Raw genomic sequence first — 23383 nt, 5'->3', positions numbered from 1 at the left:
AATGCTATAAAAAAAGCAGTCCACCTTTAAAAAGTGAACTGCTACATGTGTATAACTATTATTTAAACGCTTGGGCTGCATGTATAGCCTTTTTCCAGCCTTTGTATAAGTTTTCGCGTCTTTCTTCTTCCATATTCGGACTGAATTGTGTATCCAAATCCCAGTACTTAGAAATTTCGTCACGATCCTTCCAGAATCCAACTGCCAACCCAGCTAAATACGCTGCACCAAGTGCTGTAGTTTCATTAATTGATGGACGTTCTACTGGAACATCAAGTAAATCTGCTTGGAATTGCATTAACAAATTATTCATGACAGCTCCGCCATCCACTCGTAATGTTTTTAATGAGATGCCTGAATCTGCTTCCATAGCACCCAACACATCTTTTGTTTGATACGCTAATGACTCAAGTGTTGCGCGTATGAAATGCTCTTTTTCTGTACCACGCGTTAAACCAAATACAGCACCACGTACGTCACTATCCCAATACGGTGTACCTAACCCAACAAATGCCGGAACAACGTATACACCCTCAGTTGAGTCAACCTTTTCTGCATAACGCTCACTTTCTTTTGAATCATGGAACATTCGTAAACCATCACGTAACCATTGAATAGCTGAGCCCGCTACGAAAATGCTACCTTCTAATGCATATTCTACTTTACCATCAATTCCCCAAGCAATCGTTGTTAACAAACCGTTATCGGATTTAACCGCCTTTTCACCTGTGTTCATAAGCATAAAGCAACCTGTGCCATAAGTGTTTTTCACCATACCACTTTCAAAACAAGCTTGGCCGAATAAAGCAGCTTGTTGGTCACCCGCAATACCAGCAATAGGTACTTCTTGACCAAAGAAGTGATTTCCATCTGTTAAACCATATACTTCAGATGAAGGTCGAACTTCTGGCAGCATTGATACTGGGACACCCAAAATCTCTAATAGCTCTTCATCCCATTTCAAATCGTAAATATTATACATTAATGTTCTAGAAGCATTCGAATAGTCGGTTACATGTACTTTCCCATCTGTTAGTTTCCAAATCAGCCACGTATCAATCGTACCGAATAATAAATCACCATTCTCCGCTTTTTCTCTTGCCCCTTCAACATTATCTAATATCCACTTCACTTTTGTACCTGAGAAGTATGCATCAATAAGTAATCCCGTTTTATCTCTAAATAAATCATTATAGCCTTTCTCTTTCAACTCTTCACAAATGCCTGCAGTTTGGCGTGATTGCCATACGATGGCATTGTGCACTGGTACTCCCGTATTTTTATCCCAAACAACTGTCGTTTCACGTTGATTGGTGATACCAATCCCTTGTACTTGATCTGCGTGGACATTTTTCTCTGAAAGGACACCAGCTATGACAGATGAAATTGAGCTCCAAATTTGCTCTGCATTATGTTCTACCCATCCTGATTGTGGGAAATATTGTGGAAATTCCTGTTGAGCACTATTAAAAATATTGCCTTCTTCGTCAAATAAAATTGCACGTGAGCTTGTAGTACCTTGGTCTAATGCCAGAATATACTTTTTTGTCATATGATGACCTCCAGATTTTAATTTATTATTCTATCTTACAACTTTATTCACTGTAGATTGTGCTCCTACGAAAATTGCTAGCACGATTACTCCAACTATCCAAAATGTGATACTATTTTCTCCTTCAAAAACTTGCTTATAAAATAATGCTCCAAATAATCCACCAATAATCGGACCGACTACTGGTACCCACGAATAACTCCAGTTGGAATCTCTTTTCCCTGGAATCGGTAGGAAGAAATGTGCTATACGAGGCCCTAAATCACGTGCTGGATTAATAGCATACCCTGTTGGGCCACCAAGTGCCATACCAATTACGATAATTAAAGCACCTACTATTAAGGGATTTAAGCCATCTGTAATATTATTTGTGCCTATAGCTAAAATACCAAGAACTAAGATAAATGTGCCAATCATTTCCGTTGTTAAATTTGATAACGGATGATTATATGCTGGCGCTGTACAAAATACACTTAGTTTAGCATCCGGATCTTCAGTTGGTTTCCAATGCGCTAAATAAGTTAAGTAAACTAAAATAGCCCCGATAATTGCTCCAATCATTTGAGCAAGTATGAACATTGGAACATCTGCCCACTCAAACTTTCCAATCGTTGCCAATGCAATTGTTAATGCAGGATTTAAATGTGCACCACTTATCCCTCCAACTGCAAATGCTCCCATAGCTACTGCAAGACCCCAGGCAATAGTAATAACAATCCAACCACCATCTTTTCCTTTAGAACCTTTCAAAGAAACAGCCGCAACCACGCCGCCCCCGAACAATATCAAAATCATTGTCCCTACCATCTCGGCCATAAAAGTTGACATACCGTACTCCTCCTTTTTCATAACGATATAATGAAAGCGTAAACAATAAAATATATTCTCATAGAATTCAAGTTATGCTAATTCAATTATAATAATAATATGTTTCAAGGTTTACTATGTAAAAAAATATGCTTAAAAAGTATTACATTTATTTGCAAAAAAAAGACCCCTCAAATAACTTAGTTATCTGAAAGGTCATCTAGTTGCGCTATTTACTCACTAATTGCATTCTTCAGCATTTGTTTACGCTCTATTTTTTTAACTAAAAAAATACTGATTTCATATAACAAAATCATCGGTATTAAAACTAATAAATGACTAACAAAATCAGGTGGCGTAGTCATCGATGCAAAAACAGCCATAAATACATAAGCCCATTTTCGAATTGCTTTCATTATATCCGCTGTAAGTAAACCAATTGAAGATAAAAATAGAGCAACAATTGGCAACTCAAATAAAATGCCGATGGGCACAGTTGTCATTATTAAGAAATGAATATACTCACTCGCCGATACCATAACATCAAAATTCGCCTGACCGATACTGATTAAAAATTTATAGCTAAGTGGGTTAACCACAAAAAAACCAAAAGAAATGCCAAGTAAAAATAGGAACAACATTACCGGAGAATACATACCAAGGAATCGCCTTTCATTTTCCTTCAATCCTGGTTTTATAAAACTCCATACGAAATGCATTAGAAAAGGTAAAGCTAGCCCAAGAGCCATAGTACTAGAGATCGACATATAAAACTTCACAACCTCTAACGGCCCTAAAATAACAAGTGAGTTTCCTTTCGTAATAAAAGGAAACCACCAGTTAACTGTTGCAAATACAACAAAGAAGAAAAAGATAAAAACCGCTAATCCTTTAATGAGCTGCTTACGCAAATCTGCTAAATGATCAAATAATGATTTAACCACATCTTTGACTGCCCATTCAGTAGCAGATGAATCAGTAGAGGGTAATGTTGAAGCAACTACAGTTTCTTGTCCCTTGTCTGCTAATGCATTTTTTTTTGTTGTCTCTGGCTCATAAGGTTCTTTGTCTAAAGGGCTCAATATTTTTTTATTGTTATTTTCATAAGGATCCATAGGCTAAATCCTTACCTAAATTTCTTTTTTCTTTTCAGGTGGTGTTTCATCGTCGTCATCCATTAATCCCTTTGTAGACTTCTTGAATTCTGCAAAAGTTTTCCCTACTGCCGAGCCAATTTCCGGCAGTTTTTTTGGACCAAAGACAATAAGAACAATAACTAAAATAATGATTAAACCTGGTATGCCAATTGCTGATGGACTAAACATATTGCCTTCCTCCTTTATTATACGAGCGAGCCGCCCTTTTTACTGTATTTGATAATACCTTCAGCACAGCGATAGGATAAAGCACCAACTGTCCCAGTAGGATTGTAGCCACTATTATTCGAGAAGTTCCCAGCGCCTACCACGAATAAATTATCAACATCCCAATGTTGTAAGTAGTTATTCACAACACCTTCCTCTGGTGTTAGACTCATAACGGTTCCACCAGTATTATGAGTTGATTGATAAGGGACAATATTATATTGGTCAAGATCTGAATTGACTACAACTGTTTTCGCGCCCATCTCTTTTAAAATATCTCCACATTTTTTCGAAATATGTTTGTGTAATGCTTTATCTTGATCTGTAAAGTTATACGTCATTTGTAACAATGGGACACCATAGGAATCTTTATAAACATTATCTAACGATAAATAGTTCTCTTTATGAGGCATTGATGCACCTTGACCACCAACTCCTAATGAGCGCGTAAAATTTTCAATAGATTGCTTTTTAAACTCTGCTCCCCAAGTAGGAGTATCAGGTAAAATAGGATTTGTACCAATTGGTCTTGTGCCCGTTTGCGTTAAAGCGACATTAGCACCATGAATAAATTTTAAATCTGAGTGATCAAAATTATCACCATTTAAATCATCAAAACACATGCCTAAAGCACCTGCACCCATAAATGTATTAAATTGTTCATCAAAAAAGCCTGAAGCACCAGGTAAAATTTGATAGCAATAATTCCGACCTAATGTTCCTTTTCCTGTTGTCGGATCATACATTTCACCGATATTCGATACCATAAGTAATTTTGCATTATTCATGACATAGCTTGTTAGCACTACTACATCAGCTGGCTGAATAAATTCTTCACCTGATATTGTATCTATATACTTAACACCTGTTACTTTATTGCCCTTTTTTACAACCTCTACAACATTGGCATGAAATCGGGGTTCAAAGTTCCCTGTTTTAGTCGCTGTTGGAACAACAGTAATTTCTGGTGATGTTTTTGCTCCGTATTCACAGCCAAAACGTTCACAGAAGCCACAATATTGACAGGCATTTATTTGCTCACCATCGGGGTTTTTGTATGGTTCCGACAAATTAGCAGACGGCATCATATATGGGCTATAACCTAATTTCCCACTTGCCTTCTCAAACTTTTTTAAAAGGGGCGTTGTTTTCATCGCAGGTGTAGGATATGGATTTGATCTCTTACCGCCATGTTTATTTTTACCATCACCTGAAATACCAGTTGTTTTCTCAAATGTATCAAAATATGGCTCAAGTTCATCGTAAGTTAAACCCCAATCTTGAATTAAATAATCGGTACTTAGCTTATTCTTACCATATTTTTTTTCAGTCATTGTTTTTATTTGAAAATCATAGGGTAAAAAGCGGAATGTTTGTCCATTCCAGTGCGTTCCTGATCCTCCTAAACCTTCTCCTAATAAAAAGGATCCTAATTGACGCATTGGTAATGCCTTCATTTTCCGATTATTACGGAACGTTATCGTCTCACGCGATAAATCTTGCATCAAATCATAACGTATAGCATAACGATATTCGTCGTGAATTTGCTGATAATCCGATGTACCGCGTTTCTGTCCACGTTCAAGTCCTACTACTTTTAGACCGGCTTTTGCACATTCTGCAGCAATAATTCCTCCAGTCCAACCAACCCCTACCGTTACAACATCTACTTTTGGTAAAGTCTTAACCATTACTATCCACCTCCATACTAGATAGACCCTAAGGACTTAGGTTCATATTTTTTAAACTCATCTTTTTCAATTTCACTGATATATGCCATTTGATGTCCAGGGAATCCTTTCATTTTCCAACCTTCTAAATTCTTGTTACCTCCGTACATTGGGTCAGAATATGCCCCTTCAAGCGTAGCTGAACGAAGTAAACCGAAGAACATTGCAGAAGATGCACCTGGTATCTTAACTTCGTCTTTTTGAAATGCAGTTAACACTTCATCCATTTGTTTTTCACTAAGATCTGAAAATCCTTTTTTATAGCGCTTTTTACTCTCTTTTTCTAGAGCTATAATGCCTTGTGTGAATATTTCCGCACGATTTAGATGGCTTTGATATCCTTGTGTTGGCGCTCCTACAGCAAACGGACCTTTCATATACTCTCTTGAATTACTACCATAATTCCCTGCTAATTGACGATCGATAAAGTAAGGTACTCCTAAATCAATAGCACCTGCCCCTAGATCATCCTTTGGAAAAATACGTTCAGTGGCATTTGATAAGACTTGAAAATCCGTCTGACTCATAAAGAACATTCGGGCCGGAATGCCAGAATGCTCATCATGTCCTGTTGTATTATTGGCATTATTAGATGGTTTAGATTTTTTATTGGTGTTGTAGCCAATCAAACCGCCAATTATTCCACCACCGACTAATGTTCCTGTAGCAATACCCGTGGTTTTCAAAAAATCACGTCTCGATAAGTTCTTCCCTTCTTGACTCATATAGACAATCCTCCTTAACAAAAGTCGTGATAGCGGCTATTTACCCCGATGAGTAAACTGATTGTTCTGAATTTGTAAGTTATATTTAATTTAAAATTCCAGTGTTTACACTCATAAAAATAAAAAAGCAGCCTCATTTGAGACTACTTTTCCCTTTTTTACAATTTCTCAACCATTTTTTTAGCTGGGTAGGCGAAGAAAATATTATACTGTTTACATTAGATTGGATCATAATATTCATTATCCCTGGTCTGGCATCAACAGGGAAGCGCCAAATCCATTGTAAAAACTCGGCATCAACCTTTTCAGGGCACCCCTCCCCCATATCAGGCCTTGTCCTCCCGCGATATTGAATAGTACGTTTTATCACTCGATAAGTACAAAGCTTATTAGAAAAATCGAGGAAAATAATAAGGTCTGCATATTTAGCTCGCATTTCTAGTGTCGAATCGAAATTTCCATCAATAATCCAAGTAGGCTTTTCAAGTTCTAATTGAAGCCTTTCAATAAAATCTACTTTATCAGATTTCTGCCAACCCGATTTCCAATACATAGCATCTAAATGGATGAGAGGCAATTCCCATAATTCACTTAATGTACGCGACAATGTTGATTTCCCTGCCCCTCCAGATCCAATAATCAAAACCCTTTGATGCTTCGCTGGGTATTTCACCTAACATCCCTCCTACCCTTTTTTACTATTTTATTATGAACTCTTCTAATGCCTTCGCTACGCTATTAACAAAGGTATTTCCCACTCCCCAATCAAAACGTAAAAAGGCGCCTTCTCCACCACCAGAAGCGACCGCATGAATTTTCGTTTTACCTTCTAAATTGTCAACTGTTACTGTTAAGCTTGCACGATTACTAGTACGCATATAGTACTTTTCAAATATACAAACTACTACTTGTTGATCCCCTACAATACGTTCATATTGATCAATAAGCTTGCCAGAAAAACTGCCTTCCACAATGTTTGTTTTAATACGTTTTAATACATCATGTGGTTCAATTGAGACGTAAAATTCTGTTACATCCATAGCGATCACTCCTTTTATGTATAACTTTATTACGTTATGAATCTACTATTGGTTTCAAATTAAGGGAAAATTCTCATAATATAAAGATTAATCTTGGGCAAGAATTAATTGAACATTTGTATTGCTAAACTGTTCTACAATATGTTGCTCTAATTTTGAATCAGTAATAATAACATAATGCCCCTTCATTGAAGGTACTTACAAAATAAAACGATCTTCTCTCTATTAAATAATGAGAGAAGATCGTTATTAATATTATTAAGGCTTATAGAAGGATAGGCCCTCTTATAAGTCCCTATTCTAACTCTGTCTGTTTTGTCTCTGTACCTAGTGCAATAATTGCAACTACACCTATTATTATCGAAATACAAAAGATACCGAAGATCAAATTCAATTCATATCCTTTTGCTACAAGTGAACCTACAAGCAACGGTCCGAATATTCCTCCTAATCGGCCAACAGAGGCAGCCATACCCGCACCTGTACCACGAATAATCGTTGGATACTGCTCAGGCGTATAAGCATACAATGCACCCCATGCTCCTAGATTAAAGAATGATAAGAACATTCCAGCTACAAGTAAAAGACCAATTGTTTCAGCATTACCAAAAACAAGTGCACTTACAGCAGTTCCTAACAAATAGGTAGCTAAGACAAATTTTCTGCCTGCTCTTTCAATTAGCCAAGCAGCAGTAAAATAACCTGGTAATTGTGCTAGCGTCATTATCAGCACATATTTAAAACTTGCTATTAAACTAAAACCCTTCATAACCATAACACTAGGCAACCACAAAAACATGCCATAATAAGAAAAGACAACTGTAAACCAAACAATCCAAAGCATTAACGTACGACGAGCATATTCTTTCGACCAAACATCTTTAATATTTTGGCCAATATTTCGTACAACATCCTTTTTAGCAGTAAACTGAGGCGAATCAGGTAAATGTAACCGCAAGTATATCGCATAAACTGCTGGAAGAGCTGTTAATAATAAAGCAATTCGCCAGCCGTAGTTTGGTATAACAAAATATGAAATAAGTGCTGCTAATAACCAACCACCAGCCCAGAAGCTTTCTAATAAAACAACAATGCGTCCACGTTCATGTGACGCAACACTTTCAGAAACAAGCGTTGAAGCTACTGGCAATTCACCACCTAGACCCATACCAATGAAAAATCTTAAAATCATAAATGCTGCTAAAGTCGTCGTCAACGCCGATAAACCACTAGCAACAGAGAAAATTACAAGCGTCCATATAAATACCGATTTACGGCCAATCCGATCAGCTAATATACCAAATACTAAAGCACCAACTGCCATTCCGATTGAGTTAACACTACCAATCCACCCCATTTCACTTGGTGATAGCATCCATTCTTTTGCTAAAGCTGCTATGACAAAAGATAAAATCCCCACATCTAATGCATCAAACATCCACCCAACTCCCGCAATACCTAAAAGCCTATTACGAGATATTACCTTAGTACCTGCCTGTTGATTCGTTGTCATTATTATTCCCCCGTATGTCTTTACACTTGAATACACATTTGACTACCCTAACTATACACATCTTTATATTTTGTGACAAGATGCAAAAGATATTCAATTGTTCCGAAAATTTAGCAATTAACTATTGAAACATATACCCAAAATGAGTTAAAATGTCTCTTATAGAAAAACAAATGTTTTTTCAGGATGAACAAAAAGGAGAATGTTATATGTGGAAAGGTCTTATTAATCACTATAAAGAATATCTACCTGTCTCAGAAAATACACCCGCTCTTACTTTACATGAGGGTAATACACCACTCATTCATTTAAATACGTTATCAAAGGAACTAGAAATCGATCTTTATGTTAAATATGAAGGTTTAAATCCAACAGGTTCATTCAAGGACCGTGGCATGGTAATGGCAGTAGCAAAAGCCGTTGAAGCTGGAAGTAAATTTGTTATTTGTGCTTCAACTGGCAACACATCAGCTGCAGCCGCTGCATATGCAGCACGTGCGGGCATTCAAGCTATTATCGTTATCCCAAAAGGTAAAGTAGCTGCTGGTAAACTAGCACAAGCTTACATGTATGGTGCAAAAATCATTGAAATTGATGGTAACTTTGATGAAGCACTTCAAATTGTTCGTGACATTAGTGAAAATACTTCTGTAACATTAGTAAACTCAGTTAATCCATATAGATTAGAAGGTCAAAAAACGGCTGCTTTTGAAATTTGCGACGGTCTAGGCAGTGCACCAGATATTCTTGCAATCCCTGTCGGCAATGCAGGTAACATTAGCGCTTATTGGAAAGGCTTTAAAGAATACAATGCCAAAAAGCAAACAGGTCTACCAAAAATGTTTGGCTTCGAAGCAGAAGGTGCTGCAGCAATAGTACGTGGCGAAGTAATAGCCCACCCTGAAACTATTGCTACTGCTATTCGTATAGGGAATCCAGCAAGTTGGAAACTAGCTGAAGCTGCTCGTGATGAATCTGGAGGTAAAATCGCTGCAGTTACAGATGAAGAGATTTTAAATGCATACCGCTTAATAGCTTCTAAAGAAGGCGTCTTTGCAGAACCAGGATCAGCCGCTTCTATTGCTGGTGTTCTACAATCTGTTGAAAATGGCTCAATCCCTAAAGGGAGTCGTGTAGTTGCTGTATTAACAGGTAACGGATTAAAAGACCCTGATACAGCCGTAAAAGCTTCTACAGTCGATATGATTTCTTTAGCAAATGACGAAGGGGAAATCCGTACTTACATCGAGGGATTGCTATGACAACTAAATGGTCCATATCTGTTCCGGGAAGCACCGCTAATCTTGGACCAGGATTCGACTCTATTGGACTAGCATTAGGTCTCTATTTAAAATTAGACGTAACTCTACAAGATCATTGGGAGTTTGAGCATCGTTCAGAACACCTGCCCGTAAATGTTAAAGTTGAAGACCATCTCGTCTATAAAGTTGCTAAAGAAACAGCTGAACGATACAAAGCTACACTTCCTTCTTGTAAAGTCGTGATGAACAGTGAACTACCACTTGCTCGTGGACTTGGAAGTAGTGCATCTGCTATTGTGGCGGGTATTGAACTCACAAATCAAGTATGTGATTTACAACTCTCTATTGAAGAACGTTGTAAATTTGCTTCGAAAATTGAAGGGCATCCTGACAATGCAGCTGCATCTGTATATGGTGGTCTAACGATTGCCTCAACATTGCCAAACGGTCAATTAGAATTGATTAATGCACGCGATGTTGACGCTGCGTTCGCTGTATTCATTCCAAATGTTGAATTAAAAACAGAGGAAGCTCGTAAAGCATTACCGGCAAACTATGACAAAGCATACGCTGTTCACGCAAGTGCCCATGCCAATATGTTAACTGCCTCATTACTTATAAAGGATTATGAACGTGCAGGCAAATTCATGGAGCAAGATTTATTTCATGAACCATTTCGCGCAAATTTAATCCCTAATTATCATGAAATTCGTCAAACTGCGCAGGATGCAGGTGCCTTTGGTACAGCTATAAGCGGTGCTGGTCCGACTGTTATCTCTTTAATCTCAAAAGATCGCATAGATGCTTTCGTTGTAAAGATGAAGCCCCTATTCCCTTCTTATGATATTAAAGCCGTTCCTATCGATAAAAAAGGTGTTCAAGTAACAAGCGAATAATAGAAATGGAAAATGCCAAGAGTATGTGACACTTGGCATTTTTTCTTGGCAAAAATCACCGATGTGTTAAAGTTATGATCTTTCCTAATTCAAATGAATTGACATCACCTCGCCCTGTAACTATAATGATTACATGTTAGGCGGTGACCGATATGGTAAACAGTCGTGTTTCTGTCGCTATACACATTCTTTCTTTAATCGCTACAACAAATGATTCTAACCAACTTACATCTGAATGGATTGCTAGCAGTGTTAACACTAATCCCGTCGTCATACGTCGGATTAGTAGCCAGTTAAAAAAGGCAAACTTAATAGCCTCCAATGCAGGAGTTGCTGGATATCAATTAGTCAAAGAACCGAAAGACATTACGCTACTAGACATATATAAAGCCGTACAGGCACCAGAGGAGTTATTTGCAATACACGATAACCCGAACCCGGAATGTGCTGTCGGAAAAAGAATTCAATCCACTTTAGATAACGTATTTCAATCTGTTCAGCGGGCAATGGAAGATAAATTGACAGAAGAAACGCTACAAGATGTATTAGATCAACTCTTCCACTAAGAGGCGATCTTTTTTTACAAACAACTTGTAACCATATTAGTTACAACTTATTCTAAGGAGGAAATCATTATGAAAATTGGTATTATTGGTGCAACAGGTAAAGCTGGTAACTTCATTTTAAAAGAAGCAGTATCTCGCGGACACGAGGTAACTGCAATTGTTCGTAGTGCTGCAAAATTAGACGCCGAAAATGTTGCTGTTATAGAGAAAGATATCTTTTCATTAACAACAGAAGATGTACAGAAGTTTGACGTTATCGTTAATGCATTCGGGGCTCCAGCAGGTGAAGAACATTTACACGTAGAAGCTGGTCGCAACCTTATCGATATTCTACAAGATGCACAAGACACAAAACTATTTGTAATTGGCGGAGCAGGTAGCCTTTTTGTTGACCCAGAAAAAACAGTGACAGTGATGTCTACACCAGATTTCCCTGCAATTTACTTACCAACAGCTAAAAACCAAGGCAAAAACTTAGAGGACTTGAAAGCATCTTCTATCACTTGGACTTTCTTAAGTCCTTCTGCTTTCTTCGATCCAGAAGGTCCACGCACTGGTCAATATATCGCAGGAATAGACCATCTATTAGTCAATACTAAAGGTGAAAGCTACGTTAGCTATGCTGACTATGCAATTGCTGTATTAGACGAACTAGAAAATCCAAAACATGTGAATGAAAGATTCACTGTAGCATCTGAAAACTAAATGGCATACTAAAAACAGGCCCCATAAAAATGGGACCTGTTTTTTAAACTAATAATACTAAACTAATAGCCATTACAGCCATGCCAGCAATAACACCATAAATAGATGTATGAGCCTCATCATATTTCTTTGCGGCTGGCAATAATTCATCTAACGAAATGAATACCATAATTCCGGCAACACCAGCAAAAAGCATTCCGAACACAATATCATTTAAGAATGGCATTAAAATCAAATATGCTACAAACGCTCCAACCGGTTCTGCTAAACCTGATAAAAATGAAAGTTTAAATGCTTTTTTACGATCTCCTGTCGCAAAGAAAATCGGGACAGAGACAGCAATTCCCTCTGGAATATTATGAATAGCAACCGCAATTGCAATCGCAATACCGAGATTCGGATCTTGCAAGGCAGATGCAAATGTTGCAATTCCCTCTGGAAAGTTATGAATTCCAATTGCAAGCGCGGTGAATATACCCATTTTCATTAACTTAGCATATTCATCATTTGATGGTCCTGCCTGCATATCTTCAACCTTTTTTATTTCATGAGGATTTTCGTGTTTTGGGATCATTTTATCAATGAGTGCGATTAACAGCATACCGGCAAAAAAACCAATTACCGTGAATGTGTATCCTTGCTTTTCCCCTAACTCACCAACGAGCGAATCCTTAGCTTTTACAAATATTTCAACAAGTGAAACATAAATCATGACACCAGCAGAAAAACCTAATGAAAACGATAAAAACTTCGTATTCGTCCTCGATGTAAAAAATGCTATTAAACTACCTACTCCTGTTGCTAAACCAGCAAAGAGCGTTAACGCTAAAGCAAAAACGACATTTCCATCCATATACTCAACTACTTTCTCTATTAAAATGTTAATTTCATTGTATGCAAATTGTTTCCTTAATGCAACTTTTTTTAACTAACAAAAATAAAGTGAGGGAGAGAAAACTTTAAAAGTCATAACACCTTATACACGTATACAACTTTCATGAATACCCCTTTAAATCCATTTACAAATCTAATCAATTGTTATTATGATTTGTACATCCTTATAATAAGTATTAACTAATTCAATTTTGGAGTGACCTCTCATGGACTATATAAAACGTGGTACCGTTAGCTTCCGAAATGCGAATTTAGCATTGTTCGCTGGAGCTTTTAGTACTTTTGCAAATTTATACATGACACAACCACTACTCCCGGCTTTCACAAAAGTGTTCCACATTTCACCTACAGTAGCTAGTTTGTCATTATCTGTAACCACTTTAACATTGGCATTCAGCATGCTAATCATTGGCTCATTATCAGAGGCTTGGGGCAGAAAAAGAATTATGACATTCTCTATGTTCGCAGGTGCTATTTTAACTTTATTTATTGCTTTTGCACCTAATTATTCAATTTTGCTTACATTAAGAATTATACAAGGCATTGTATTTGCCGGGTTGCCCGCCATTGCTATGGCTTATTTAGGAGAAGAAATCGAACCAAAAAGTTTAGGTATTGCTATGGGATTATATATTAGTGGTAATACAATTGGTGGATTGGGTGGGCGAATCATCGTTGGGACGATGACCGATTTATTCAGCTGGCGTATTGGGATGATCGCAATTGGGCTAATTAGTTTTATAGTGAGCTTTGCTTTCTACTTTTTGCTACCATCTTCTAAACACTTTAAAGCGAAGAAACTTAATGTAAAAGCACTGTTACATTCATTGATCCTTCATTTGAGAGATCCTGCTTTACTAAGTTTATTCGGATTAGGCTTTTTGTTAATGGGGAGCTTTGTTACGCTTTATAATTATATCGGCTTTCAATTAGTAGAACCGCCCTTTTCTTTAAGTCAAACAATTGTCGGTTGGATATTCATTATCTACCTTGTAGGTACATTTAGTTCTACTTGGTTTGGCAGTCTTTCTGATCGTTTTGGAAAATATAAAATGTTAGTCATTGCAATAGTCATTATGTTTATCGGTGGCATTTTCACACTAGAAAACCACTTACTTTTAAAAATAACTGGCATCGCCATTTTCACATTCGGCTTCTTTGGTGGTCACTCTATTGCTAGTAGTTGGGTTGGTCGACGAGCTACACACGATAAAGCACAAGCATCCTCATTATACTTATTCTTTTACTATGTAGGTTCAAGTGTTGGCGGAACGGTAGGAGGAATCTTCTGGACCATATATGGCTGGAATGGGGTTATCGGTATGATTACAAGTTTTCTACTCGCCACTTTCATCTTAGCTTTCTACTTACGTAAAACTCTGCATGAGCAAGCTCTATAGGGAAAATGAGGTTAAGTAACTGACAAAACTTACTTCATCTAAATGATTATTCTATCGTTAGTTGTTGTGGAAATTATTAAATTAGTAGATATAGTTCTTTTGATAATTTCCCTATCTTTTCACCAGTAAAAAATGGAGATGTAGTCGCCCCATTTTCAACTCTAATAGAAAACAGATTTCAAAGTGAAGGTTTTGCAGGAATCTTTGTTAGAACCATCTAATTATAAAAAGCTTCTTAGCATAAATAATGATCTTGCTTCTGCTTTTAAGCAGATTTCAAAACAAAACAACCAGTTGTCGATACTTTCTCGACGACTGGTTGTTTTTTGATAATTAATTTTAAATAACGTAATACTAAGTACTTTTTTACTCTTCTATTTTTTTCTGAGATAACTCTTTAAATATTCTTTTTCTCCGTTCATACCATATTACTGCAATGATAAACCATGTGTAGCCCATCGACCAGCCCGCCAACACGTCTGAAGCGAAGTGACGACTCTCAGCAACACGTGACATACCAATAAGCACCGTCAAGACAACAGCTCCTATCCAAGTGAATATCTTTACTTTTTTAGAAGATTGATATTCTGTTGCTATATAAGCCAATGTAAATAAATATAATATCCCGGTCATGGAGTGTCCAGATGGAAAACTAAAGCTTTTTAGCTGATCCGGTATGTCAGGACGTGGTCTCTGCACCCACACTTTTAATAACTGATTAAGCACATTACCGGCTGCTATTGTTACAAGTGCAAAAAACATTCCACGGTAATTATGATCCCTTATCCACAACACTAATAATAAAACAATAGCGACAACAACTACGAAAGCTGGTTCACCAAAGTAATGGAAAAAACCTAAAAATTTATTATCCATCAACAAATCTGATGCCCACTGATCTAGATTGAATACCCAATTACTTTTTATATTTAAAAAGAGCACGATATAAACGATTGTGGTAACTATCGCAAGTGGATAAAATAACTTTTTCATACTAATCCCTCCTCAAGCTTGCGATTAACATTTCTTCTACTATATCTCTTTTCTACTCGATGTAATAGCAATATGAACAAAAACAATAAAAAAATGCTCTAGCATCAAGCTAGAGCATTTTTAGTAATAATAAGCTAGGGGAGCTTACTTTATTTTGTTGCTTTTACTTCATAGACGTTTTGGCTTGATTCGATTATATACTCTGGTTTGGGCTTGCCGATATTCGCTTTATGACCAGCGATGTGCTCCGGACTCTTCTCCCAATTTTTCCAATCCTCTTCACTTTGCCATTGAACAAGAATCATTACTTCCTCGTCTCCACGTCTAACTTTTTTCACAAGCACTTTCATATCAATGAAACCAGGTTGCTTTGCTAATGGTGTATCGCCACTAAAACGCTCCACAACTTGTCCAGAAAAACCTTCCTGTACAATTATTCGTTTCGCTTGATAAAACATATTATAGTGCCTTCTCTACTTCATCAACCATTAATGATACTGATTGTAATCCGCCACCTGATAGGTACCAAACTTCTGGGTTTAAGTAGAACATTTTGCCGTCTTTATAAGCATTTGTTTTCTTCACTAAAGCATTTTCAATTGCGTCTTTAGCAGATGCACCTTCAGTTACTACTGCATCGCGATCAACCACAAAGATAATATCTGGATTTTTTTCTAGTACATATTCAAATGATACGTTTTGTCCGTGAGTTGAAGCTTCAATACCTTCGTCAGCTGCTTTAAAACCAAATACATCATGAATTACACCAAAACGAGATGCTGGACCGTAAGCACTGATTTTACCTTCTGAACCTAGAATGATTAATGCTTTTTTATCTAAAGCAGATGCTTTTTCATTAATTGTAGCAATTTTATCATCAACTTTTGTTAGTTCTTCTTTTACTTGATCTTCTTTATCGAAGATTTTACCAGCTAATTCTGCGTTAGCTTTGAATGATTCCATGTATTTTGAAGTATCTAATCCTACATATACAGTTGGAGCGATTTCTTTTAATTGTTCATAAAGACTAGCTTGACGACCAGAAATGAAGATAACATCTGGTTTTAATGCTTCAATCGCTTCAAAATCAGGCTCTTTTAAAGAACCAACGTTTTTATAATCAGCGCTTTTATATTTTTCAAGGTAACTTGGAACTGAATCTTGCGGTAATGCAGCAACTTTAACACCTAAAGTGTCAAGAGTATCTAAGAATCCCATATCAAATACAACAACTTTTTCAGCGTTTTTCTTAACTTTCACTTCATCTTTAACGTTATCAGAAGTTCCATCATCTTTTGAAATACCGAAGTCATTTGTAATCGTAATTTCTTCTGCTTTTGAACCTGAAGTTGATTCTTCTTTTTTATCGTCTTTAGAGCCACAAGCTGCTAATACTAAAAGCATTGCAAAAACTAACGTAAGTAATTTCCAGTTTTTCATTGGGTAAAGTCTCCTTTTGTTATGAATTAAAATAGACACAAATACGGCAACTATTCATTTCTTGAATAGGTATATCCATATCGTAAATTTCTTTTAAAGATTCTGAGTTGATAATGTCATTAGTTGGGCCATCTTTTACAATACGCCCATCTTTCAAAGCAACAATTCGATCTGAGTAAACAGAAGCGAAGTTAATATCATGCAAAACAATGACTACTGTTTTCCCTAAATCATCCACAAGTTTTCTTAGGATTTTCATAATCTGCACTGAGTGCTTCATATCTAAGTTGTTGAGTGGTTCATCAAGTAATATATATTCGGTATCTTGTGCGATAACCATTGCGATGAAAGCACGTTGACGTTGGCCACCAGATAATTCATCCAAAAAATCATATTGGATTTCTTCTAAATTCATATACTCTATCGCTTGGTCGATCATTTTTACATCTTCCTCATTTAAGCGACCTCGAGAATATGGAAAACGGCCAAAAGATACAAGCTCACGAATCGTCAAACGCACATTCATGTAGTTTGATTGTTTTAAAATTGATACTCGTTTAGCAAAATCATTTGATTTTAATTTTTTTACATCTGAGCTGTCTAGTAATACATCTCCAGTGTCTGCATCAAGTAAACGACTTACCATCGACAGAAGCGTAGATTTACCTGCACCATTTGGGCCGATAAAAGACGTGATTTTGCCGCGTTGAATATCGACGCTTACCTTATCAACTACAACTTTCTTGCCGAATAGTTTAGATATTTCTTTTACTTGGATCATGCAGATCGACTCTCCCTTAATAATAGATAGATGAAGTAGATACCACCGACAAAGTTGACGATAACACTTAATGTTGTTGAGAATGTGAATACACGCTCAACAATCCATTGCCCACCAATTAACGCCACTAAACTCATTAGACCAGCACCAGTGATTAACACAGTATGCTTGTACGTTTTAAAGAATTGATAAGACAAGTTTGCAACGATTAAACCGAAGAAAGTTATCGGTCCTACTAGTGCAGTAGACGAAGCAATTAAAATCGCTGAAATAACAAGCATACGTTTGACGACTTTATCATAAGGAACACCTAGGTTGATGGCATTATCTCTCCCTAGAGATAATACATCCAAGTCGCGAACCATTCGCCACCCATATATCATCGTAACTAGTACAATAATTAATGCAAACCATACTAAGTCTCCACTTACGTTATTGAAGCTGGCAAACATTTTATCCTGCACGCGCATAAATTCGTTTGGATCAATTAATACTTGCATGAATGTCGTTATGCTACCTAACAAAGTACCAAGAATAATACCTACAAGAAGTAGGAAATAAATTGGTTGTTTTCCTGTACGGAAAAGAAATTTGTATAGTAGAAGTGCGAACCCAATCATGACGACTAATGAAATAACGAAGTTTACTTTTGTATTGAGAACTACTATATGCCCGGAACCTAAGAAGAAGATTATCACTGTTTGCAATAGCAAATAAAGTGAATCTAGTCCCATAATACTTGGTGTTAAAATGCGGTTATGCGTAATTGTTTGGAATACAACTGTTGAATACGCAATTGCAATACCCGTTATGGCCATTGCTAGCACTTTAATACCTCGGCGAGGCAATGCATAGTCATAACTTCCATTTAAACCTTGAAACAAATATAATCCACAGAATACTACAGCAAATGCTGCTAATAGTATCATTTTTGTACTGTTACGCATACGCCTTCCCCCTAAATAACAAGTATAGGAAGACGCCACTACCAATTACCCCAACCATTAAGCTAATTGAAATCTCATATGGATAAATCAATATCCTACCTAGAATATCGCAGGCTAATAAGAAAATCGCACCTAATAATGCGGTATGCGGAAGTGTTTTTTGTAAATGATCTCCCTTGAAGATCGATACAATGTTCGGAATGATTAAACCAAGGAAAGGTATCATACCAACCGTTAGCACAACGGTTGTTGTAACGAGTGCCACGAGGATTAAACCAAAGTTAACGATTCTTTTATAAGCAAGGCCAAGATTTTTTGAGAAATCTTCACCCATACCCGCAACCGTAAATCGGTTCGCATATAAATAAGCGATGATTAATATAGGTACACTTATGTATAGAAGTTCATAACGCCCCTTCATAACCATAGAAAAATCACCTTGTAACCACGAAGATATATTTTGAATGACATCCGCTTTATAAGCGAAAAACGTCGTGATAGACGATAAAATATTACCGAACATTAATCCAACAAGTGGAATAAAAATGGCATCCTTGAATTTAATACGATTTAAAATTTGCATAAATAAAAGCGTGCCGGCTAGCGCAAATACAAATGAAACCGCCATTTTTTCAATCAAAGATGCATTCGCAAACAGTAACATCGATACTAGTATGCCTAGCTTAGTGGCATCTAATGTACCTGCAGTTGTTGGCGACACAAATTTATTTCTACTTAAACTTTGCATGATCAAACCTGCTATACTCATTCCCATACCAGCTAAAATGATGGCTACTAGTCTAGGTACACGACTAATTAAGAAAATTTGAGTTTCTTCAGATTCAAAATCTAGCAAATCTGTCGGAGAGATTCGGCTCACTCCCACAAAAAGCGATATTAATGATAACAAGATAAGTGCTATAAAAAGGTATCGTTTCTTCATTGTAATCCCCGATGTATTCATTTTATGAGTACATAATCTTCTTATTGAAAATGATTATCATTGACTCACAATTTCCATTATAACATGACGACTTTTTCCGTCAACCCTAAATGAAAATGATTATCATACTACATTGGCAGTTTTGTGAATTCAGAAAGTTGATCATTGCCTTAAAACACAGGTATAGTAACACTTAAAAGTAAAACGCTTTCAAGATTTCTCACTCTATTAGATTTTAATTAACCTTGTTTATTCTGACTAATTTCGTTATAAATACATAATATCCTAGGATTTTATGCATTAGTTTCTTATATTTCATAAAAAATAAAAAGCGCTAAGATTTAGTCAATCTCAGCGCTTTTAAAATTGTTTATTATCGAATACCTTGCATTTTTTTCGAAATCATTGGTGAAATTACTAACATCACGATACCAAGAAGTACAGACGCAGTACCAATTGTACCGAAGTATGCAACTTCACTAATTTTATCGAATATTTTTACTAACTGTGCATTCACCGCTTGGGCTGCTGCGCTCGTTAGGAACCATAAACTCATGGTTTGTGCACTAAATGCCTTTGGTGCTAATTTCGTTGTAACAGATAGCCCTACTGGAGAAATTAATAATTCTCCTATTACTACTAGGAAGAAGCTTAGTACTAGCCACCAAGGACTTACTAAAGCTGTACCACCAGAAAGAAATGCGGGAATTACCATGACAATGAATGAGAATCCGGAGAAAAATAACGCCAATGAAAATTTAACTGGTGTAGACGGTTGGCGCGTTCCAAGTTTCATCCAAATCCAAGCAAATAACGGTGCCATTGTAATAATAAATAACGGATTTAATGACTGGAACCAAGAAGATTCCAATTTAATTGGACCAAGGTTTAAATCAGTACGTGAGTCTGCATACGTTCCAAGAATATTTGAACCTTGCTCTTGGATTGCCCAAAACATTACAGCAGCAATGAACATTGGTATATAAGCTAACACACGCGATTTTTCTTCTGCGTTAGTTTTTGGACTTCTATACATCACCACAAAAAACGCAGTAGGAATTAGAATCCCTAAAATAGAAATAAATAATATAACATTGTTTATTGTTAATTGATCATTAATATAAGCAATCACTGCGAGTACCGCAACAATTGCAACGCCAATAATTGTTTTTATTGCTAATTTTGAGAATTCATCTTTTGTTAATGGATTATTAATTTGTTTACCTGCTAAACCTAGATATTTCTTAGCAGTAATTACATACATAACTAAACCAACAAACATTCCGACTGCAGCAACACCAAAACCTAAATGGAAGCTGTACTTTTGTCCAATTGTTCCGACTATTAAAGGTGCGATGAATGAACCTAAGTTAATACCCATATAAAAAATACTGAATCCAGCGTCTCTACGGTTATCACTTTCAGCATAGATGTCACCAACAATACTTGAAACGTTTGGTTTTAATAAGCCTGTCCCCATTACAATGAATACCATTGAAATTAGTAGCATTGTCAATCCACCTGGGAATGCCAAACAAATATGACCTAGCATTATTAAGACACCACCGTAAAACACGGTTCTTCTGGTACCTAATACACGGTCAGCAATCCAACCACCAATAATCCCTGACATATATACAAGTGAGCCGTATATAGCGAAAATTGAGTTAGCTGTAGTTCGATCTAATCCTAGACCACCATCATTTAAACTATAGTACATAAAGTAAAGTAAAATGGCCCGCATGCCATAGTATGAAAAACGTTCCCAGAATTCAGTAAAGAATAAGGTTGATAGTCCTTTAGGATGACCAACAAAACCTTTTTGGGGTACCGATTTAACGATATCTTCTTTCGTTATCATTTAAATTCCCTCTTTCCAATAAGTAAATAGGATATCTATTTTCTGAAAAAACAGTAAGTCTATTATAAATAGACAGTTGTACGCATGTCAAAGAATAGAAGTTTGCAAAATATTGATTATTTTAACATTTTTTTGAATTGTGAAATAATTATAGGTTGGATAAGTTATTACATTTATCTATCTTTTTCGTTATAATACAAATAATTGAATTTACAGAGGAGCAAATACATGCTAAAACAGTTTTTTTCCTATTACAAACCGCATAAGCGATTATTTATTGTCGATTTTACAAGTGCTGTCGTCGTTGCAATTTTAGAACTTGCCTTCCCAATTGCCGTACAATGGTTTATTGATAAACTTTTACCAAGCGGTGAATGGGGTACAATCGTGACAGTAAGTGTACTCCTTTTGATCATTTACCTTTTTAGTACCCTGTTGCAATATATCGTCAGTTATTTAGGTCATAAACTTGGCATTAATATTGAAACCGATATGCGACAAGAACTCTTTAATCATGTACAAAAACAGTCATTCCACTTTTTTGATAACACGAAAACCGGCCATATTATGAGTCGGGTTACGAATGATTTATTTGATATTGGTGAGCTCGCTCATCACGGTCCTGAAGATCTCTTTATTGCCATTATGACGTTCTTCGGTGCTTTTGCTATTATGTTCAGTATTAATCCACAACTAGCCATTATCGCTATAATAATGGTACCCTTCTTAGTTTGGTTAGTAACATATTGCAATGTTAAAATGAATGTAGCTTGGAAATCGATGTATGGCAGTATTGCAGACGTCAATGCTCGTGTAGAAGATAGCGTGTCAGGCGTACGTGTTGTACAAGCATTTACAAACGAACAATTTGAAATGGATCGCTTTAAAGTAAATAACGGTCGTTTCCGTCTTGCAAAGCTTTCCGCATATAAAATCATGGCTGGTACACATTCCAGCATTTATATGATGACCCGCCTTGTCACACTAATCATATTGGTTTTTGGAGCATGGTTGAGCTTCAACGGTTCGCTAACTTATGGTGAATTGGTTAGTTTCGTGCTCTATTCAAATGTACTGATTAAACCAGTCGATAAAATTAGCGCCCTCTTAGAGTTGTATCCTAAAGGAATGGCTGGATTCAAGAGATTTCGTGAGCTTATTGACCAAGAACCTGACATCCAAAATCGTAAAAATGCAATCGATAATCATGCGTTGTCTGGAAATATTCAATTCAAAAATGTACATTTCAGATACGAGTCTTATAAAGAGATTTTGTCCAATATTAATTTATCGATTCAAGAAGGGCAGACAATTGCATTCGTTGGTCCTTCAGGTGCTGGTAAAACAACGATTTGTTCATTAATACCAAGATTTTATGATGTCACTGAAGGTTCGATTTCAATTGATGGCATCGATGTACGTGATATGACGTTACACTCTTTACGATCACAAATTGGCATCGTACAACAGGACGTATTCCTATTTACGGGAACGGTCCGCGATAATATTGCTTATGGTAAACTTGGGGCTTCATTTGAAGAAATCCAAGAGGCTGCAAAAAAGGCTCATTTAGTGGAATTTATCGAAGGTCTTCAAGATGGTTATGATACACAAATTGGTGAAAGAGGATTGAAGTTATCTGGTGGTCAAAAACAACGACTAGCAATTGCACGAATGTTCCTAAAGAATCCTCCTATTCTCATTTTAGATGAAGCAACATCTGCCCTAGATACAGAAACAGAGAAAATTATTCAACGTGCTTTAAATGAACTTGCAAAAAATCGTACAACTCTCGTCATCGCTCACCGCCTTGCAACAATACGAGATGCCGATCGAGTAGTAGTTGTCACTGAAGACGGAATTGCTGAAGATGGCAAGTACGATGAACTTGTCGCAGCAAACGGAATTTTCACAAAGCTACACAACATTCAATTTAATCAAAACTAAAAGAGTAGAGAGTCGGT

General features: G+C 36.6%; 23 protein-coding genes. 6 read left to right on the top strand and 17 right to left on the bottom strand.

Going from position 1 to position 23383, the window contains the following annotated elements; all coding sequences use genetic code 11:
• Positions 1-58 precede the first annotated feature (58 nt).
• The 9 genes from glpK to MHH85_RS21570 form a co-directional block, all read right to left on the bottom strand.
• Positions 59-1552 carry a glycerol kinase GlpK gene (gene glpK, locus MHH85_RS21610; protein ID WP_193737684.1) on the bottom strand — a complete coding sequence of 498 codons (1494 nt, stop codon included), beginning with the start codon at positions 1550-1552 and terminating at the stop codon, positions 59-61.
• Between the two features lie 30 nt (positions 1553-1582).
• Entirely contained in the window at positions 1583-2380 is a 798-nt protein-coding gene (locus MHH85_RS21605; protein ID WP_053419163.1) for an MIP/aquaporin family protein, read from the bottom strand.
• A gap of 212 nt (positions 2381-2592) precedes the next feature.
• Positions 2593-3474, bottom strand: coding sequence for a twin-arginine translocase subunit TatC (gene tatC / locus MHH85_RS21600; protein WP_340708471.1), 882 nt, complete (start codon positions 3472-3474; stop codon positions 2593-2595).
• A gap of 15 nt (positions 3475-3489) precedes the next feature.
• Complete coding sequence (gene tatA / locus MHH85_RS21595; protein ID WP_038186132.1) at positions 3490-3684, bottom strand: twin-arginine translocase TatA/TatE family subunit; 195 nt, start codon at positions 3682-3684, stop codon at positions 3490-3492.
• 17 nt (positions 3685-3701) lie between these two features.
• Entirely contained in the window at positions 3702-5414 is a 1713-nt protein-coding gene (locus MHH85_RS21590) for a GMC family oxidoreductase (protein WP_340708470.1), read from the bottom strand.
• 17 nt (positions 5415-5431) lie between these two features.
• Positions 5432-6178, bottom strand: a complete 747-nt coding sequence (locus MHH85_RS21585; RefSeq protein ID WP_053419160.1) for a gluconate 2-dehydrogenase subunit 3 family protein — start codon at positions 6176-6178, stop codon at positions 5432-5434.
• Between the two features lie 133 nt (positions 6179-6311).
• Positions 6312-6851 carry an adenylate kinase gene (locus MHH85_RS21580; RefSeq protein ID WP_340708469.1) on the bottom strand — a complete coding sequence of 180 codons (540 nt, stop codon included), beginning with the start codon at positions 6849-6851 and terminating at the stop codon, positions 6312-6314.
• Positions 6852-6876: 25 nt separating this feature from the next.
• Complete coding sequence (locus MHH85_RS21575; RefSeq protein WP_340708468.1) at positions 6877-7218, bottom strand: DUF6054 family protein; 342 nt, start codon at positions 7216-7218, stop codon at positions 6877-6879.
• Positions 7219-7513: 295 nt separating this feature from the next.
• Positions 7514-8731 carry an MFS transporter gene (locus MHH85_RS21570; RefSeq protein WP_340708467.1) on the bottom strand — a complete coding sequence of 406 codons (1218 nt, stop codon included), beginning with the start codon at positions 8729-8731 and terminating at the stop codon, positions 7514-7516.
• A gap of 209 nt (positions 8732-8940) precedes the next feature.
• Between MHH85_RS21570 and thrC the strand changes: the two genes are divergently transcribed.
• The 4 genes from thrC (at position 8941) to MHH85_RS21550 (ending at position 12160) form a co-directional block, all read left to right on the top strand.
• Positions 8941-9993: a threonine synthase gene (thrC, locus tag MHH85_RS21565; protein ID WP_340708466.1), complete on the top strand. Its 1053-nt coding sequence runs from the start codon at positions 8941-8943 to the stop codon at positions 9991-9993.
• Complete coding sequence (gene thrB / locus MHH85_RS21560) at positions 9990-10889, top strand: homoserine kinase (RefSeq protein WP_340708465.1); 900 nt, start codon at positions 9990-9992, stop codon at positions 10887-10889. The genes thrC and thrB overlap by 4 nt, the downstream gene beginning before the upstream one ends.
• 152 nt (positions 10890-11041) lie before the next feature.
• The gene (locus MHH85_RS21555) at positions 11042-11455 is read left to right on the top strand and encodes an Rrf2 family transcriptional regulator (RefSeq protein ID WP_340708464.1); all 414 of its coding nucleotides are present in this window, start codon (positions 11042-11044) and stop codon (positions 11453-11455) included.
• A 69-nt stretch (positions 11456-11524) separates the two neighbouring features.
• Positions 11525-12160 (top strand): NAD(P)-dependent oxidoreductase, encoded by a 636-nt coding sequence (locus MHH85_RS21550; RefSeq protein WP_340708463.1) that lies wholly within the window; start codon positions 11525-11527, stop codon positions 12158-12160.
• A 43-nt stretch (positions 12161-12203) separates the two neighbouring features.
• On the opposite strand, the gene zupT is transcribed toward MHH85_RS21550, so the two are convergent.
• On the bottom strand, positions 12204-13013 hold the full coding sequence (gene zupT, locus MHH85_RS21545) for a zinc transporter ZupT (protein ID WP_193737694.1): 810 nt from the start codon (positions 13011-13013) through the stop codon (positions 12204-12206).
• Positions 13014-13260: 247 nt separating this feature from the next.
• On the opposite strand from zupT, the gene MHH85_RS21540 reads away from it, so the two are divergent.
• Complete coding sequence (locus MHH85_RS21540; RefSeq protein ID WP_340708462.1) at positions 13261-14454, top strand: MFS transporter; 1194 nt, start codon at positions 13261-13263, stop codon at positions 14452-14454.
• A gap of 366 nt (positions 14455-14820) precedes the next feature.
• Here the strand turns inward: MHH85_RS21540 and MHH85_RS21535 are convergent, their stop codons facing one another.
• The 7 genes from MHH85_RS21535 to MHH85_RS21505 all read right to left on the bottom strand — a co-directional run bounded on the left by MHH85_RS21535 (position 14821) and on the right by MHH85_RS21505 (position 21419).
• On the bottom strand, positions 14821-15447 hold the full coding sequence (locus MHH85_RS21535; protein WP_340708461.1) for a phosphatase PAP2 family protein: 627 nt from the start codon (positions 15445-15447) through the stop codon (positions 14821-14823).
• 149 nt (positions 15448-15596) lie between these two features.
• The gene (locus MHH85_RS21530; protein WP_193737698.1) at positions 15597-15905 is read right to left on the bottom strand and encodes an antibiotic biosynthesis monooxygenase family protein; all 309 of its coding nucleotides are present in this window, start codon (positions 15903-15905) and stop codon (positions 15597-15599) included.
• A gap of 1 nt (position 15906) precedes the next feature.
• Entirely contained in the window at positions 15907-16887 is a 981-nt protein-coding gene (locus MHH85_RS21525; RefSeq protein WP_340708460.1) for a siderophore ABC transporter substrate-binding protein, read from the bottom strand.
• 19 nt (positions 16888-16906) lie between these two features.
• Positions 16907-17668: an iron ABC transporter ATP-binding protein gene (locus MHH85_RS21520; protein ID WP_038186197.1), complete on the bottom strand. Its 762-nt coding sequence runs from the start codon at positions 17666-17668 to the stop codon at positions 16907-16909.
• Positions 17665-18615 (bottom strand): iron chelate uptake ABC transporter family permease subunit, encoded by a 951-nt coding sequence (locus MHH85_RS21515; protein ID WP_340708459.1) that lies wholly within the window; start codon positions 18613-18615, stop codon positions 17665-17667. The genes MHH85_RS21520 and MHH85_RS21515 overlap by 4 nt, the downstream gene beginning before the upstream one ends.
• The gene (locus tag MHH85_RS21510; protein ID WP_053419146.1) at positions 18608-19558 is read right to left on the bottom strand and encodes an ABC transporter permease; all 951 of its coding nucleotides are present in this window, start codon (positions 19556-19558) and stop codon (positions 18608-18610) included. Before MHH85_RS21510 ends, MHH85_RS21515 begins: the two co-directional genes overlap by 8 nt.
• 373 nt (positions 19559-19931) lie before the next feature.
• Entirely contained in the window at positions 19932-21419 is a 1488-nt protein-coding gene (locus MHH85_RS21505) for a peptide MFS transporter (RefSeq protein ID WP_340708458.1), read from the bottom strand.
• Between the two features lie 228 nt (positions 21420-21647).
• On the opposite strand from MHH85_RS21505, the gene MHH85_RS21500 reads away from it, so the two are divergent.
• A complete protein-coding gene (locus MHH85_RS21500) occupies positions 21648-23366 on the top strand; it encodes an ABC transporter ATP-binding protein (protein WP_340708457.1) in 1719 nt (572 codons plus the stop codon).
• Positions 23367-23383: the final 17 nt, after the last annotated feature.

The sequence above is a fragment of the Viridibacillus sp. FSL E2-0187 genome (genome assembly GCF_038006425.1).
In the GTDB taxonomy this organism is placed as follows: domain Bacteria; phylum Bacillota; class Bacilli; order Bacillales_A; family Planococcaceae; genus Viridibacillus; species Viridibacillus arvi.
The sequence above is the reverse complement of the archived record's forward strand: the minus strand, read 5'-3'. Positions and strand labels throughout refer to the sequence as shown.

Excerpts from the sequence above, each read along its gene's own strand:
- glpK (WP_193737684.1), bottom strand. The coding sequence starts at position 1,552 with ATGACAAAAAAGTATATTCTGGCATTAGACCAAGGTACTACAAGCTCA.
- MHH85_RS21605 (WP_053419163.1), bottom strand. The coding sequence starts at position 2,380 with ATGTCAACTTTTATGGCCGAGATGGTAGGGACAATGATTTTGATATTG.
- tatC (WP_340708471.1), bottom strand. The coding sequence starts at position 3,474 with ATGGATCCTTATGAAAATAACAATAAAAAAATATTGAGCCCTTTAGAC.
- tatA (WP_038186132.1), bottom strand. The coding sequence starts at position 3,684 with ATGTTTAGTCCATCAGCAATTGGCATACCAGGTTTAATCATTATTTTA.
- MHH85_RS21590 (WP_340708470.1), bottom strand. The coding sequence starts at position 5,414 with ATGGTTAAGACTTTACCAAAAGTAGATGTTGTAACGGTAGGGGTTGGT.
- MHH85_RS21585 (WP_053419160.1), bottom strand. The coding sequence starts at position 6,178 with ATGAGTCAAGAAGGGAAGAACTTATCGAGACGTGATTTTTTGAAAACC.
- MHH85_RS21575 (WP_340708468.1), bottom strand. The coding sequence starts at position 7,218 with ATGGATGTAACAGAATTTTACGTCTCAATTGAACCACATGATGTATTA.
- MHH85_RS21570 (WP_340708467.1), bottom strand. The coding sequence starts at position 8,731 with ATGACAACGAATCAACAGGCAGGTACTAAGGTAATATCTCGTAATAGG.
- thrC (WP_340708466.1), top strand. The coding sequence starts at position 8,941 with ATGTGGAAAGGTCTTATTAATCACTATAAAGAATATCTACCTGTCTCA.
- thrB (WP_340708465.1), top strand. The coding sequence starts at position 9,990 with ATGACAACTAAATGGTCCATATCTGTTCCGGGAAGCACCGCTAATCTT.
- MHH85_RS21555 (WP_340708464.1), top strand. The coding sequence starts at position 11,042 with ATGGTAAACAGTCGTGTTTCTGTCGCTATACACATTCTTTCTTTAATC.
- MHH85_RS21550 (WP_340708463.1), top strand. The coding sequence starts at position 11,525 with ATGAAAATTGGTATTATTGGTGCAACAGGTAAAGCTGGTAACTTCATT.
- zupT (WP_193737694.1), bottom strand. The coding sequence starts at position 13,013 with ATGGATGGAAATGTCGTTTTTGCTTTAGCGTTAACGCTCTTTGCTGGT.
- MHH85_RS21540 (WP_340708462.1), top strand. The coding sequence starts at position 13,261 with ATGGACTATATAAAACGTGGTACCGTTAGCTTCCGAAATGCGAATTTA.
- MHH85_RS21535 (WP_340708461.1), bottom strand. The coding sequence starts at position 15,447 with ATGAAAAAGTTATTTTATCCACTTGCGATAGTTACCACAATCGTTTAT.
- MHH85_RS21530 (WP_193737698.1), bottom strand. The coding sequence starts at position 15,905 with ATGTTTTATCAAGCGAAACGAATAATTGTACAGGAAGGTTTTTCTGGA.
- MHH85_RS21525 (WP_340708460.1), bottom strand. The coding sequence starts at position 16,887 with ATGAAAAACTGGAAATTACTTACGTTAGTTTTTGCAATGCTTTTAGTA.
- MHH85_RS21520 (WP_038186197.1), bottom strand. The coding sequence starts at position 17,668 with ATGATCCAAGTAAAAGAAATATCTAAACTATTCGGCAAGAAAGTTGTA.
- MHH85_RS21515 (WP_340708459.1), bottom strand. The coding sequence starts at position 18,615 with ATGCGTAACAGTACAAAAATGATACTATTAGCAGCATTTGCTGTAGTA.
- MHH85_RS21510 (WP_053419146.1), bottom strand. The coding sequence starts at position 19,558 with ATGAAGAAACGATACCTTTTTATAGCACTTATCTTGTTATCATTAATA.
- MHH85_RS21505 (WP_340708458.1), bottom strand. The coding sequence starts at position 21,419 with ATGATAACGAAAGAAGATATCGTTAAATCGGTACCCCAAAAAGGTTTT.
- MHH85_RS21500 (WP_340708457.1), top strand. The coding sequence starts at position 21,648 with ATGCTAAAACAGTTTTTTTCCTATTACAAACCGCATAAGCGATTATTT.